Origin of the sequence: Coprococcus sp. OM06-34AC, from assembly GCF_003462545.1 — a bacterium.
Classification (GTDB): domain Bacteria; phylum Bacillota; class Clostridia; order Lachnospirales; family Lachnospiraceae; genus Coprococcus; species Coprococcus aceti.
The window spans coordinates 17,968-32,233 of the sequence record NZ_QTZF01000008.1 but is presented as its reverse complement, the minus strand read 5'-3'; the positions used below and the strand labels follow the sequence as shown (position 1 = coordinate 32,233).

General features: G+C 41.0%; 17 protein-coding genes. All 17 read left to right on the top strand.

Features of this window, described 5'->3' with window-relative positions; translation table 11 throughout:
• The first annotated feature begins 114 nt into the window (after window positions 1–114).
• The 17 genes from DXB91_RS12580 to DXB91_RS12495 all read left to right on the top strand — a co-directional run bounded on the left by DXB91_RS12580 (window position 115) and on the right by DXB91_RS12495 (window position 14,254).
• A complete protein-coding gene (locus DXB91_RS12580) occupies window positions 115–387 on the top strand; it encodes a hypothetical protein (protein WP_118018269.1) in 273 nt (90 codons plus the stop codon).
• 194 nt (window positions 388–581) lie between these two features.
• On the top strand, window positions 582–905 hold the full coding sequence (locus tag DXB91_RS12575) for a hypothetical protein (RefSeq protein WP_330416398.1): 324 nt from the start codon (window positions 582–584) through the stop codon (window positions 903–905).
• A complete protein-coding gene (locus DXB91_RS12570; protein ID WP_118018267.1) occupies window positions 847–1,413 on the top strand; it encodes a DUF2800 domain-containing protein in 567 nt (188 codons plus the stop codon). The genes DXB91_RS12575 and DXB91_RS12570 overlap by 59 nt, the downstream gene beginning before the upstream one ends.
• Window positions 1,414–1,416: 3 nt before the next feature.
• Window positions 1,417–4,419: a helix-turn-helix domain-containing protein gene (locus DXB91_RS12565; protein ID WP_118018265.1), complete on the top strand. Its 3,003-nt coding sequence runs from the start codon at window positions 1,417–1,419 to the stop codon at window positions 4,417–4,419.
• Window position 4,420: 1 nt separating this feature from the next.
• Complete coding sequence (locus DXB91_RS12560; protein WP_118018263.1) at window positions 4,421–4,693, top strand: hypothetical protein; 273 nt, start codon at window positions 4,421–4,423, stop codon at window positions 4,691–4,693.
• A gap of 310 nt (window positions 4,694–5,003) precedes the next feature.
• The gene (locus DXB91_RS12555) at window positions 5,004–5,351 is read left to right on the top strand and encodes a hypothetical protein (RefSeq protein WP_118018261.1); all 348 of its coding nucleotides are present in this window, start codon (window positions 5,004–5,006) and stop codon (window positions 5,349–5,351) included.
• Window positions 5,341–5,757 (top strand): hypothetical protein, encoded by a 417-nt coding sequence (locus DXB91_RS12550; RefSeq protein ID WP_118018402.1) that lies wholly within the window; start codon window positions 5,341–5,343, stop codon window positions 5,755–5,757. The genes DXB91_RS12555 and DXB91_RS12550 overlap by 11 nt, the downstream gene beginning before the upstream one ends.
• A 9-nt stretch (window positions 5,758–5,766) precedes the next feature.
• Window positions 5,767–6,099: a phage head-tail connector protein gene (locus DXB91_RS12545; RefSeq protein ID WP_118018259.1), complete on the top strand. Its 333-nt coding sequence runs from the start codon at window positions 5,767–5,769 to the stop codon at window positions 6,097–6,099.
• A gap of 12 nt (window positions 6,100–6,111) precedes the next feature.
• Window positions 6,112–6,678, top strand: a complete 567-nt coding sequence (locus DXB91_RS12540) for a DUF7211 domain-containing protein (protein ID WP_118018257.1) — start codon at window positions 6,112–6,114, stop codon at window positions 6,676–6,678.
• A gap of 8 nt (window positions 6,679–6,686) precedes the next feature.
• Window positions 6,687–8,456, top strand: coding sequence for a terminase TerL endonuclease subunit (locus tag DXB91_RS12535; protein ID WP_118018255.1), 1,770 nt, complete (start codon window positions 6,687–6,689; stop codon window positions 8,454–8,456).
• 11 nt (window positions 8,457–8,467) lie between these two features.
• Complete coding sequence (locus DXB91_RS12530) at window positions 8,468–9,712, top strand: phage portal protein (protein WP_118018253.1); 1,245 nt, start codon at window positions 8,468–8,470, stop codon at window positions 9,710–9,712.
• Entirely contained in the window at window positions 9,705–11,525 is a 1,821-nt protein-coding gene (locus DXB91_RS12525; protein WP_118018251.1) for a caudovirus prohead protease, read from the top strand. Before DXB91_RS12530 ends, DXB91_RS12525 begins: the two co-directional genes overlap by 8 nt.
• 24 nt (window positions 11,526–11,549) lie before the next feature.
• Complete coding sequence (locus tag DXB91_RS12520) at window positions 11,550–11,837, top strand: hypothetical protein (RefSeq protein WP_118018249.1); 288 nt, start codon at window positions 11,550–11,552, stop codon at window positions 11,835–11,837.
• A 22-nt stretch (window positions 11,838–11,859) separates the two neighbouring features.
• Window positions 11,860–12,192, top strand: coding sequence for a DUF7253 family protein (locus DXB91_RS12515; protein WP_118018247.1), 333 nt, complete (start codon window positions 11,860–11,862; stop codon window positions 12,190–12,192).
• A 306-nt stretch (window positions 12,193–12,498) separates the two neighbouring features.
• Complete coding sequence (locus tag DXB91_RS12505) at window positions 12,499–13,170, top strand: hypothetical protein (RefSeq protein WP_118018243.1); 672 nt, start codon at window positions 12,499–12,501, stop codon at window positions 13,168–13,170.
• Window positions 13,171–13,256: 86 nt separating this feature from the next.
• Entirely contained in the window at window positions 13,257–13,688 is a 432-nt protein-coding gene (locus DXB91_RS12500; protein ID WP_199413834.1) for a hypothetical protein, read from the top strand.
• Between the two features lie 17 nt (window positions 13,689–13,705).
• Window positions 13,706–14,254, top strand: a complete 549-nt coding sequence (locus DXB91_RS12495; protein WP_118018241.1) for a hypothetical protein — start codon at window positions 13,706–13,708, stop codon at window positions 14,252–14,254.
• Window positions 14,255–14,266 lie beyond the last annotated feature (12 nt).

Sequence of the window (14,266 nt, the reverse complement as noted above, 5' to 3'; positions counted from 1 at the left end):
GAGGAGTTGTGAGACAATATAACAAATATCGGTTAGTATTTGCACAATTCACAACAAATACATCTTATATAACGAGATAGAAACTTTTTAATGATTCAAAAGGAGGATTTTATTATGAGTAATTTTAAAGAGAAAGCTAAGAAAAAGTATGGGACAGCGAAGGAGTACGTTAAGGAGAATAAAACAGAAATTGTTACCGGTATATATGCTGGTGTATTAGCTGGCGTATTCGCAAGCATAACAAGAATTGTAGGATATAACCATGGACACAAAGACGGGTTTATTCAAGGGTGCAAAGCACAGTGTAATTACGACAACGACGTCTTTAACAATGCTTTGGAAATGAACAAATACATTAATAATTATAACAACGAAGAAGACAAGTAAAAAATAATCTATCTCAATCTGGAGAGTCGTTAAATTTACAACGGCTCTTCTTTTTTTTTTGTGTGCAGCAGACACAAACCCTATTATTTTTGCTCGCGGCAAATACATCCCCTTTTATAGAGAGAGAGGTAAGAAGCGCCATATTTATGTGTGCTTCTATTTTTCTTTCTGAAAATGAAAGGAGGAATGTTTTAGTGACACCTGAAGGAAAATTCAAGGCGGATCTAAAAAAAGAAATCGAACATCGGTTTCCAGGAAGTATGGTGATACATCTGGATGCCACAGAAAGACAGGGAATACCAGACCTGCTTATTTTGTATAGGGACAAATGGGCAGCACTGGAAGGTAAAGAGAGCAAAAGAGCAAGTCATCGCCCAAATCAGGATTACTATGTAAACCTTATGGATAAGATGTCGTATGCTGCTTTTATTTACCCAGAGAACAAGGAGGAAATTTTAGATGAACTTCAATCAGCATTTGAAACTGGAAGGCCTTCACGCGCCTTTCTCGGCGAGTAAAAGCTCGTGGCTCAGGTATGACGATACCAAAGCAATTGAGGTGTATCGAAACCTGAAAATGGCACAGATTGGAACAAGGCTCCATGCATGGGCTAAAGAAACAATAGACCTTGGGATTAAACAACCTCGTACAAAGAAGACTCTGAATGCATATGTAAATGATGCAATAGGATTCAAGATGAGTACAGAGGTTGTTTTATTTTATTCTGAGAGATTTTTTGGCACAGCGGATGCCATATCTTTTAAGAATAATGTATTACGAATTCATGATTTAAAAACTGGTAAGTCTGGAAAGATCGAAGACCATATCGAGCAGCTGGAGGTTTATGCTGCTTTATTTTGTCTTGAGTATCATGTTGCTCCTGGCGACATTGAGATGGAACTCCGACTATACAAGCAGGATGAAGTGCTGGTTCATAATCCGACAGCAGAGGAGATTGCTCCGATCATAGACAAGATAATTCACCTCGACAAACTTCTTGAAAAGTTAGAAAAGGAGGCTGCTTAAATCATGAGTTCAATTTCAGATGAAATAAAATCAAATTTGGGATGCGGTTCAGAACCTGTAGATGCTGAGGTTCTTGAGCATTACGGAATGCCGAGGCGTTCTGGCAGATATCCTTGGGGGTCCGGAGAAAACCCATATCAGCATGGCGATGATTTTTTGAGTAGAGTTGAATCACTCAAGAAAGACGGCTGGGAAGAAACTCCGGATAATATAAGAAATACCTTTGGCATGACAACAACACAGTATAGAACTGAGAAGTCTCTTTGTAAGGATGAGAGAAGAATGCTCGATGTATCAAGAGCCAAGTCACTCAAAGAAGATGGCCTTGGCGCTACAGAGATTGGAAGACAGATGGGTATATCTGAATCCACAGTCAGATCGCTACTCAATGCAGATTCTGAGAGTCGAATGAAACAGGCTAGGAATGCTGCTGATTTCATGAGAGAGCAGGTTGATAAGAAGGGTATGGTTGATGTTGGTAAGGGAGTTGAGCGTGAGCTTCATATTTCTGAGGAGAAGATGAATCAGGCATTAACCATTCTGGAAAGAGAAGGATACCATGTATATAATGGCAGATTTCCACAGGCGACTAATCCAAACCAGATGACTACTCAGAAAGTTCTTACTAAACCAGATATACCACATTCAGAAATATATGATCTGGATAAAGTCAAACCTTTGACCGACTATTTTTCAACAGATGGCGGTGAAACATTCCATCGTAAATTTACATATCCAGAAAGTCTCGATTCAAAGCGACTTATGATTCGGTATAATGAAGATGGTGGTATCGAGAAAGATGGTGTTATAGAACTTCGTAGAGGATGTCAAGATCTTAGTCTTGGTGATTCCAAATATGCACAGGTTCGTATCATGGTAGACGGTAAGAAGTATCTCAAAGGTATGGCAGTATATTCTGACGATATGCCAGATGGTGTTGATGTTATATTTAATACAAATAAAACAAAGGATGTTCCGAAGATGGAAGTCCTTAAAGATATCAAAAGTGATCCAGACAATCCTTTTGGGTCGCTTATAAAAGATGCTGATCAGGGCGGACAGTATTGGTACAAAGATGCTAAGACCGGAGAAGAAAAACTGGGTCTTATAAATAAAAGAGCTGATCAGGGAGACTGGACAGAGTGGAAAAATGCACTCCCATCGCAGTTTCTCGGCAAGCAGTCTGTAGCCATGGCAAAGAAGCAGCTAGATCTTGCAAAGGCCGACAAAGCAGCAGAATATGACGAGATTATGTCGCTTACGAATCCTGTCATAAAAAAACACTATCTTCAGAAGTTTGCAGAGGGTTGTGATTCAGCGGCAGTTAATCTTCAGGCGGCAGCACTTCCGGGACAGAGATATCATGTTATTATCCCATTTCCGACAATGAAGGACACAGAAGTGTATGCCCCCAACTATGAAACAGGAACTAAACTAGCACTCATCAGATATCCGCATGGCGGAACATTTGAGATACCTATACTTACCGTAAACAACAATCATAAAGAGGCAAAAAAACTTCTTGGCGGTGATGTTCAGGATGCCATAGGTATTAACAGCAAAGTAGCAGAAAGATTGTCTGGAGCAGACTTTGATGGTGATACCGTTATGTGCATTCCAACACATGATGCTGGCGGAAAAGTTAAGATCACATCCACAAAGCCTTTGAAGGGACTTGAGGGATTTGATCCTAAGGTTGCTTATGGCGGTGAGTGCAAAGTAGATAGTAAAGGAGAGAAGCACTACTATCGTAATGGCCGTGAATATAGGATCATGAAGAATACTCAGACAGAGATGGGGAAAATTTCAAATCTTATTACAGATATGAACCTCGCAGGAGCTGGGGAAGATCAGCTTGCGGCAGCTGTTAGACATTCAATGGTAGTTATTGACGCTGAGAAGCATAAACTGGATTATAAACAGAGCGAACTGGACAATAATATTTCGGCTCTTAGAAAAGAGTACCAGCCTAAGTATGATGAGGATGGTAACTTTGTCAGAGCTGGCGGTGCTGCTACAATCCTTTCAAGAAGTAAAGGTGAAACGTCCGTTCCGAAGCGACAGGGAACCCCAAAGATCAATCAGAAAGGAAAGGATTGGTATGATCCAAGTAGGCCAGAAGGCGCACTCGTATACAAGATCACTGAGGATCTGTATTACCCTAAGCGATCCACGAGTAAGACTGGTATAGTCAGCATTAAGACCGCATCCGGTGAGACCATCAAGTATAAGAAGGACGACCCAGTAGCAGCAGAGAAGTATACCCCTGTTAAACATATAGACCCCGTGACCAAGGAAGTAACCTATACCGATAAGACGGGTACCATAGAGTATGCAAGGGACTATAAGAAACAGCAGAGTACTAAGATGGCTGAGACAGACGATGCTAATACATTAGTGTCCAAGGCTAGACATCCTATGGAGCTACTGTATGCAGATTATGCTAATAGTATGAAGGCTATGGCCAATCAGGCTCGACTGGACTATGCAAATATAGAAAATATAGCTATGTCAAAAGAGGCTAAGAAGAAGTATGCATCAGAGGTAAAGAGTCTGGAAGAGAAACTTAATACTGCCGAACTCAATGCACCGAGGGAGCGTGCAGCACAGAGAAAGGCCAGTGTTATTGTTGGCGAAAAGAAAGCAAACAATAAGGATCTCAAGGTTAGCGATATAAAGAAGGCATCTCAGCAGGCTATAGTTGCTAGTCGTGTAGATGTTGGCGCATCTTCAAGAAGAGACAGAGAAATTAACATCACAGACAAAGAATGGGAAGCTATTCAGGCTGGTGCCATAACCAATAACATGCTTGTTCGTATTCTCAATAATGCAAATGCTGATAAGCTCAGAGAAAGAGCAATGCCAAAACAGACTTCTGAACTCAGTTCAGCAAAAGTCAGCAGAATCAAAGCTCTTGCTGCATCTAACTATACATTGCAGGAAATTGCAAATAAACTTGGTGTTTCAACATCAACAGTTTCAAAGTATTTGAAAGGAGTGAAGTAGTATGGCAGAGACCCACGAGAACACAAGCAAACGAATTGCTATTACAACTTTTGATAATCCTTTTAATCCAATCACTGAGTTTAATGATTGGAATAACTTTGATACAGAAAAAGGTTATTACACGTGCAACTATCTTGGAAGAATTACCCACATTTCTGACGGAATGTCACAGGTTGAGTATGATCGAGAAGTTGAACGTGCAATAGACAGTATAATCACTTCTGATCCATTCAATCTCTATAAAAAAGTGGAAATGGAAGATAATGCAGCATAAATAACGCAACATAGAGGGTGAAAAGACATAGGGGGGGTCTCTAAAACAGCACCCCCTCCTGTCATCGCCGGCCTCCTCAAAAATTCCCCGGGGGAATATTTGGAAAAACAGCTTAGATGATATTTGCAAGGGTTTATGGGATAACCTGTGGTGGGACGTAGATACTCCTCCGTCTATATACAAATCCCTATAGTAAAACTCCTTTCAAGTTTGCATATTTTTTGTTCGCCAACCATCCGTGAACAGGCCCCATAAGTCCTTACAAATGCCATCTAAGTGTATAACAACATATTTGAAAGCAGGTGATAGCATGGCAAAGGTCAAGAAAACTACCTCAGAAGAGCCTAAAAGTTTCAGACCTGCACTTACACCCGAGGCGAGGGAAAACCAGATCATATCTTTAGCCATGAATACTGCCGAACAAAGAATACGTGATAATACGGCTTCCGATACATTGATATGTCATTTTCTCAAACTTGGCACATCAAAGTATCAGTTGGAACTTGAAAAGTTACGATCAGAAGGAAAACTGAACCAAGCGAAGATAGATAGTATTAAGAGTTCAGAAGAGCAGGATGAACTTTATAAACAGGCTATCGCAGCTATGATGGATTACTCTGGTTCTGGAGAAGTAGGTGATGACTACGATGAAGATTAGAACATATTCAGAGTTAATCACCATACCGACATTTGAGGAACGATTTGAATATTTAAAGCTATCTGGTATTGTGGGGGAAGACACATTCGGATTCGATAGATATTTGAATCAAGCCTTCTACAAATCCAAAGAATGGGGCAGGGTTAGGGATAAAGTAATTATTCGAGATAATGCGTGTGACTTAGCTATGCCAGGTCGCGAAATTGACAAGTATATTCTTATACATCATATGAATCCAATTTCTAAGATAGACATTCTGGAAGCAACTGATATTTTGCTTAACCCAGAGTATCTTATTTCGGTAACAGGAAATACACATAGGGCAATACATTACGGAGACAGGAGTCTACTTGTATCTGAACCAATTACCAGATCAAGATATGACACTTGCCCGTGGAAGAGATAGGAGGTATATATGGACGATAGTATCTTAACATCCGTCAAGAAACTCCTTGGTATACCAGAGGACTACGATCCTTTCGATAAGGATGTGGTAATGCACATAAACACTGTATTCTTCTCACTCAACCAGATAGGTGTTGGACCGCCAAATGGTTTTACCATAAGCGATAAGACAACAACATGGAATGAGTATCTAACAGATTCTACAAATCTTGAAGCTGTTAAAAGCTACATCTATTTGAAGGTGCGTCTACTTTTTGATCCACCTACCAGTTCGGTAATAACAGAATCCATCAACAGACAAATAACAGAACTTGAATGGCGACTTAGTGTCGCTGTCAAATAAGGGGGTGATCGTATGAGCTATTATATAATCCCTTCTGACACATTAGCTCACCATGGGGTTCTTGGTATGAAGTGGGGAGTACGTAGATATCAGAGAAAAGACGGAACCTTGACTACTGCTGGAAAGAGGAGACTTCGTACAGTGGAAAACAGAATGGCTGATAACACAAAGAAATACAATCGTTTAGCAAAGGAACATGATCAGCTTACGGATTCAAAATCCAAACCGCTGTCGGTGGAAGAACAAAAAGAACAGATTCTTAAAAGTAGATCAGCGAAAGAACTATATAAACATGCTGATCTTTTCTCGACTAATGAGTTAGATTCTGCATATCGTAGGTTGGTGCTTGAACGGAATATCTCATCCCTAATCCCAAAAGAGATAGGTCGTGGGGAGAAATTCCTTGATTCGTTTAATAAATGGAGTAAGAAGATGAACGACGTTACTTCAAACAGTATAAACGGATGGAATAACTTTGCTAAGATTTATAATACTAAAAAAACAGGTGACGAACGACTTCCTATTATCGGTGAAAAAGAAAAAGATAAGAAGAAGGATAAGAAGACCGATAACGGGTAGGTGATGTCATGAGTTTATCGAACACCGCGACGCCTATTTATTATGGTCAGTTCCGAGATGATGTCATAGCCGGTAAAATTCCTGTCTGTAAAGAGATAGAGATGGAAATGAACCGAATCGACGCGCTCATAGCTAATCCTGGAGTTTACTATGATGACCAGGCTATAAACGGTTTTGTACATTACTGCGAGAACGAATTGACACTCACCAATGGTGAGGATCTACACTTGCTGTTCACTTTTAAGCTTTGGGCAGAGCAGATATTTGGTTGGTACTACTTTGTCGAGCGTAGTATATATGTTCCAGGTAAAGATAATCATGGCGGCAGGTATGTGAAGAAGCGTATAAAGAAACGACTTGTCCGAAAGCAGTATCTCATAGTTGCCAGAGGCGCAGCTAAATCTATGTATGCATCATGCATCCAGAATTACTTCCTCAATGTCGATAAATCAACAACGCATCAGGTCACGGTTGCACCAAGAATGGCTCAGGCTGAAGAGGTCATGTCACCTTTCAGAACTGCAATAGCTAGGGCTAGAGGACCATTGTATAAATTCCTTACAGAAGGATCATTACAGAATACAACTGGTTCAAAAGCTCGTAGAGTTAAGCTAGCAAGCACCAAGAAAGGTATTCAGAATTTCTTGACCGGATCGATTCTTGAGATTAGGCCAATGAGTATCGATGCTCTTCAGGGAATGAGAATCAAAGTGGCAACTATAGATGAGTGGTTGTCTGGTGATGTACGTGAAGACGTTATAGGTTCTATTGAACAGGGAGCTGCTAAAGAGCAGGGCGACGCAAGCACGAGCAACAACGATTATCTCATAGTGGCAATTAGCTCAGAGGGAACAGTCCGTAACGGCAGCGGTGATACAATCAAAATGGAATTGATGTCGATTCTCAAGGGCGAGTATAGTGCGCCACATACGTCAATCTGGTGGTATAAACTCGACTCCATCGAAGAAGTAGCAAAGCCAGAGATGTGGCTCAAAGCCAATCCGAATCTTGGTAAGACAGTAACATATGATACATATCAGGATGATGTTGAGAGAGCTGAAAAAGCCCCAGCAACACGTAATGATATTTTGGCAAAACGTTTTGGTATCCCTATGGAAGGATACACATATTACTTTACCTATGATGAGACACTTCCACATCGTAAAAGAGATTTCTGGGAGATGCCTTGTTCTATGGGTGCAGATCTATCACAAGGTGATGATTTCTGTGCTTTCACATTTTTATTCCCATTATCAACAGGGGCTTTTGGTATAAAAACCAGGAACTATATAACTGAAAAGACATTATTCAAACTCCCTGCGGCTATGCGCCAGAAATACGAAACTTTTATAAAAGAAGGCAGTCTAATGGTAATGCCAGGCACAGTACTAGACATGATGCAAGTATATGATGACTTGGATAGTTACATTTGTCAGTGTTCTTATGATGTAAGAGCTTTCGGTTTTGATCCATATAATGCGAGGGATTTTGTAGAAAGATGGGAACGTGAAAATGGCCCATTCGGAATAGAAAAAGTAATACAGGGAGCGAAGACCGAGTCTGTACCTCTTGGCGAGTTGAAAAAATTGGCTGAGGACAGGCTTCTTTTGTTTGATGAAGAGCTTATGACATTTGCTATGGGTAATTGTATAACTCTCGAAGACACAAATGGCAATAGGAAATTATTGAAGAAACGATATGAGCAGAAGATAGATGCAGTGGCGGCTATGATGGATGCCTATGTTGCGTACAAGCTTAATCGTGAAGCTTTTGATTAAGGAGGATATGAATGGCAACATATAGATTACCCGAAAGGGTGAAAAATGGTTGGAATGCATTTATGAATAAGGATCCAACATTAGGATACTCAGCGGGAGTCAGTTATTCGTCACGACCTGATCGTGTGCGATTAACTCGAGGAAATGAACGATCAATAATAACTTCGATATTTAACCGAATTGCAATAGACGTTGAACAAATAGGATTCAAACATTGTCAGTTGGATGATAATGGTCGGTTTAAATCCGAAAAGAATACGGGACTCAATGCATGTCTTACCCTTGAGGCAAACATCGATCAGACAAGTCGATCTTTTATAAGAGATACGGTTCTTACTATGTTTGATGAAGGAGTTGCGGCAGTTGTTCCTGTGGACACACTCTATGATCCAACTGATACCGATTCATACGACATCACATCCATGCGAGTCGGTAAGATCACGGAATGGTTTCCGTATAAAGTTAAGATTCGACTATATAATGAGCGAACCGGTAGAAAAGAGGACATTATCCTTCCCAAGCGTAACGTTGCGATTATAGAAAATCCGATGTACGCGGTAATCAACGAGTATAACTCAGTCTATCAGCGTCTTGCTCGTAAGTTAAGCCTTTTGGACATAACTGATGAGCAGACAGCATCTGGAAAACTTGATCTTATAATCCAGTTACCATACATCATAAAAACCGAACAGAAGAGGAGAGAAGCAAATCAGAGACGTCAGGAAATCGAGGATCAGCTGTCAGGATCTAAGTATGGAATTGCCTATGCAGATGGCACCGAAAAGATAACACAGCTTAATAGGTCTCTTGAAAACAATCTTTTAAAGCAAATAGAGACTCTTCAGGAACAGCTTTATGCACAGTTAGGCATTACCCAGAGTGTTCTCGATGGCACAGCAGACGAGAAGACCATGCTGAACTATAACAGCAGAACTATAGAACCTATTGCATCAGCAATCGCTGATGAGTTCAAACGAAAGTTCTTAACAAAGACCGCCATAACACAGGGGCAGTCAATCACGTATTTCAAAGACCCATTCAAGTTAGTCCCAGTCAGCAGTATCGCTGAAATAGCAGACAAGTTTACCAGAAACGAAATAATGACGTCAAACGAAATACGTCAGATCATCGGCATGATGCCTTCATCAGATCCAAAGGCGGATGAGCTTATCAATAGCAATATCGCGCAGCCAAATAAAAATACCCCACAGGATTATACGGAAGAAATACAGGAAGGAGAATATCAAAATGGATAAATACGATTTTGGTGGTTGGGCTACACGAAACGATCTCTTGTGTAGTGATGGTCGAATCATAAAGAAAGATGCGTTTAAAGACCAGGATGGCATGACGGTTCCTATTGTCTGGAATCATGATCATGATTCAGTGAACGCCGTATTAGGACATGCCGTGCTTGAAAACCGAGATGATGGTGTGTACGCGTATGGTGTTTTTAACAATACCGAGGAAGGACAGCATGCAAAGGAGCTGGTCGAGCATGGAGATGTAAGGTCTCTGTCTATATACGCGAACAAGTTGAAACATGCTGGATCTAATGTGGTTCACGGAATCATCAGGGAACTGAGTCTGGTACTAGCAGGATCTAATCCAGGGGCAACCATTGATTGGGCAATAGCACACGGTGATGTAGAAGATGATGCGTTCGCTGCAAATTACGATATTGCAGGTTTAGTACTCTATCACTCAGATGACAAGACAGAAAAGGAGAAAACAGTGGAGGATAACAAGGACACAAAGACACCAGAGCAGTCAGAAGGTAAGTCTGATGACGACAAGACTGTAGAGGATGTCTATAACACACTCAACGATGATCAGAAGAAGGTTGTCGATTACTTAGTTGGATTGGCAGCTTCTGGTGCCGACAACAATGATAATAAAGAAGGAGATGGAGAAATGGGAACAATCAAGCACAATGTATTTGATCAGGCAGAGATGTCTGAGGGAACAGCGCTCACTCATTCAGACGAGGTAGCAATCATTAGCGAAGCTAAGAAGACCAGTGTTGGTTCTTTCAGGGAGGCACTTAAAAATTATGTTGCCGCACATAAGGACACACTCGCTCATGGCGCCTTTACCAACGAAGACGTAGAGCAGCTCTTTCCAGAATTCGAGTTAGTAGAGAAGGGGGAGCCAAATACTCTTGAGAGGGATCAGACATGGGTTGCCTCAGTAATGAGCAAGATTCATAAAAGCCCTATCAGCAGAATCAGAACCAGAAATGCTGATGCTAGAAAAAGAGCCCTTGCACAGGGATACCAGAAGAAGGGTGATCATAAGACACTTACAAACCAGATTAAGCTTGTAGGTAGAACAACTGATCCTCAGACAGTTTATATCAAGGATGAGCTTCAGAGGGACGATATCGTAGATATTACAGATTTTGACGTAGTTTCATATCAGTGGAAGCTTATGCGACATGCTCTTGACGAGACACTTGCACTTGCAGCACTTGTTGGCGATGGTAGAGATGATGGTGACCCAGACAAGATTCACGAAGACCATGTTAGGTCTATTTGGAATGATGATGACTTCTACTGCATCAAGCAGGATATAGATATAGCTGCTGAGAAGGCAAAGCTCCAGGGAACCGATACATCTGTGAACTTTGGAGATAGCTATATTTATGCTGAGGCAGTAGTTGAGGCAGCTCTATTTTCAAGAGAGAAATTTAAGGGATCTGGTACACCGGATTACTACTGCACCCCACATGCACTCAATGTAATGCTTCTGGCTAGAGATCGCAATGGTAGAAGAATATACAACTCAAAGGCAGACCTTGCCGCAGCACTCAACGTAAATGAGATCCATACCGTGGAGCAGTTTGGCGGCCTTGTTAGAGTTGATGATGAGGGTAAGAAGCATAAGCTCCTTGGCATCTTTGTAAATCTGGCAGATTATACATTCGGTGCTACAAAGGGCGGAGAGGTAACCAAGTTCGATGACTTCGATATCAACTTCAACCAGTATTTATACCTGCTTGAGACTCGTATATCAGGATCACTCACAAAGCCATATTCAGCTATTGCTCTTGAGGAGCCAGTAGCTTAGTCGATGAAAGGAGATAGTTAAAACATGGATAATATTTTCATGAATGTTACAGATAAGAACATAGCTGCTAGAAAGGTTTATACAAAGGCGGCTGACACATTTGCATATGCAAATGCAGACTGTACTGAGAAAATCAGTGCAGCAGATCTTCAGGATGCATTCATCAAGGGAATGGTTATTGTTGATGCTACCGGCATTCACTTCCTCCCTGTATCATGCGAGATTAAGAAAAATGTTGCTACAGTTACATATGTAACTACAGATTCAACTACATCTACCACAGCTAAGCTGGCAACAGTTAAGTCCGAGTAGATCAGATAAGGAGAAATTCAAAATGGCTAAATGGTATGGTGAAATAGGGTATTCAAAAACTGTTGAGACTAAACCCGGGTACTGGGAAGAAAAGATATATGCCCGTAATTATTATGGTGATGCTATGAATAATTATTATCGAAGACAGTCATCTGGAGAGAGTATTAACAGGAACATTAAGTATGATGTCACCCTGTCTATACTGGCAGATCCACGCCTCATTGAGAATTGCTCAAACATTATATATGCAGAGTATATGGGTACTAAGTGGCAGGTCGATAAGATTGATGCTTCTCAGTACCCTAGACTTCTTTTGACAATCGGGGAGGTGTATACAGAAGATGAGCAGACTTGAACTGCACGCCCTACTCGTTGAGTTATTGGGCAGTACGAACGTGTATTATGAACCCCCTGAGACGTTAAAAATGTCATACCCTGCAATTAGATACCAAAGAACAAACATACGGAGTAAAAGAGCTGACAACTCAAATTACTCCGTTTTTTATTGCTATGAAATAGTTGTGATTTCCAAAGATCCAGATATTCCGGTGGTAGAAAAACTGCTTGAGGTGCCTTACTGCACCCATGACAGGCATTACCGGGCGTCTAACCTTCATCACAACGTATTCACACTATATTGTTAGAAAAGGAGATAAAAACTATGGCAAATAAAGCAATGGTTTGGGATGCAATGGGACAGAAGTTTTATGAGACAGGCGTATCCAAGGGTGGATTATACCTTCAGGATGAAACTGGTGCATACCCAAATGGAGTAGCATGGAATGGTCTTTCTTCAGTAGCTGAGAACCCATCAGGCGGAGAAGAGACTAAGATCTATGCAGATAATCAGAAGTATCTTTCACTGTATTCAGCAGAGGACTTCGGAGCTACAGTTGAGTGTTATACCACACCAGATGAGTTTGATGTCTGTGATGGTAAGAAAACAATTGCAAAGGGTGTAACAATCCGTCAGCAGGACAGAAAGACATTTGGTATGACTTACCAGACAATCCTGGGAAACGATACCAAGAAGGATGAATACGGATACAAGATCCATATTATCTATGGAGCAGTGGCAAAGCCATCATCCAAGACTCACTCATCAACAAACGAGAGCCCAGAGGCATCGACAATGTCATACGAGCTTTCAACAACACCAGTTGCTGTAACGGGCAGTAAGTCTACAGCATACCTTGAGATCTCAAGTGTTGATGTTGGAGAGGCAGCTATGGCAGCTATCGAGAAGGTTCTTTACGGCGATGCGACAACAGATCCGAGACTCCCACTTCCAGATGAGATCGCACAGATCATCACAGAAGCACAGGCAGCATAGTATTCTGTCTGCAACAATGAATTTTTGTAGCCCCCCAGCATGTCAGATCAGATGTGTTGGGGACTTTTTATTAAGGAGGAAACAATATGTTAAAGAAGACATTTGAATATGAAGATTATGAAGGAAACAAGATCAAGCAGGATGAATACTTCCACCTAAGCGAAGCAGAGCTTACGGAGATGGCACTTTCAGAAAAGGGCGGTTTAGATAAGCTTCTTCAGAAGATTGTAGATGCAAAGGACACCACCGAGATTATCAAGGTGTTCAAGGAGGTTATCTGTAAATCATATGGCGAGCTTGCCCCAGATGGTAAGTCATTCCGTAAGACAGATGAGAAAGGAAATCCGCTTTATCTTAATTTTATTGCGACACCAATGTATGATCAGCTTTTTATGGAGCTGGCTACTAATGATGAGGCAGGGGCGGCCTTTATAAACGGTATCATGCCTAAAAAAGTGTCAGAGGAAATGAAAAAAACAGCTATGAATAATACGGCAAACGTATTAGCAAGCGTGTAATAGAGAGGTGATCCAGAGTGCTTCAGATTACTGTACCGAAAACCGAAATATTCAATGAGAATACAAATCAGTTTTTGTGGATTCCAGAAACCACGATACAGATGGAGCACTCCTTGGTGTCACTTTCAAAATGGGAAGGGAAGCATCACAAAGCGTATCTTGACCCAAAACTTCAGCACTCGGCAACAGAAATACTTGACTATTTCAAATGCATGACAATTACAAAAAATGTGAAAGATTCAGTGTTTCTCGCTTTATCTCAGCGAAATATAGAAGAAATCTCTTCTTATATTAATGACCCCATGACTGCAACAACATTCAATGAAATGATTACGACCAAAAAACATAATAGCAAGTTCATAACATCAGAGTATTTATATTTCTGCATGTTTAGTCTTGGTGTTCCCATTGAATGCGAGAAATGGCACCTCAATCGATTAATGACATTACTCAAGATATTCGAGGAAGAGAACAAACCACAGAAAAAACGGTCGGAAGCGGAGACTCTGAATTACTATGCAAAGCTGAATGCAGAAAGAAAAAGAAAATGGCACACGAAGGGGTGACCAGATAGGGGG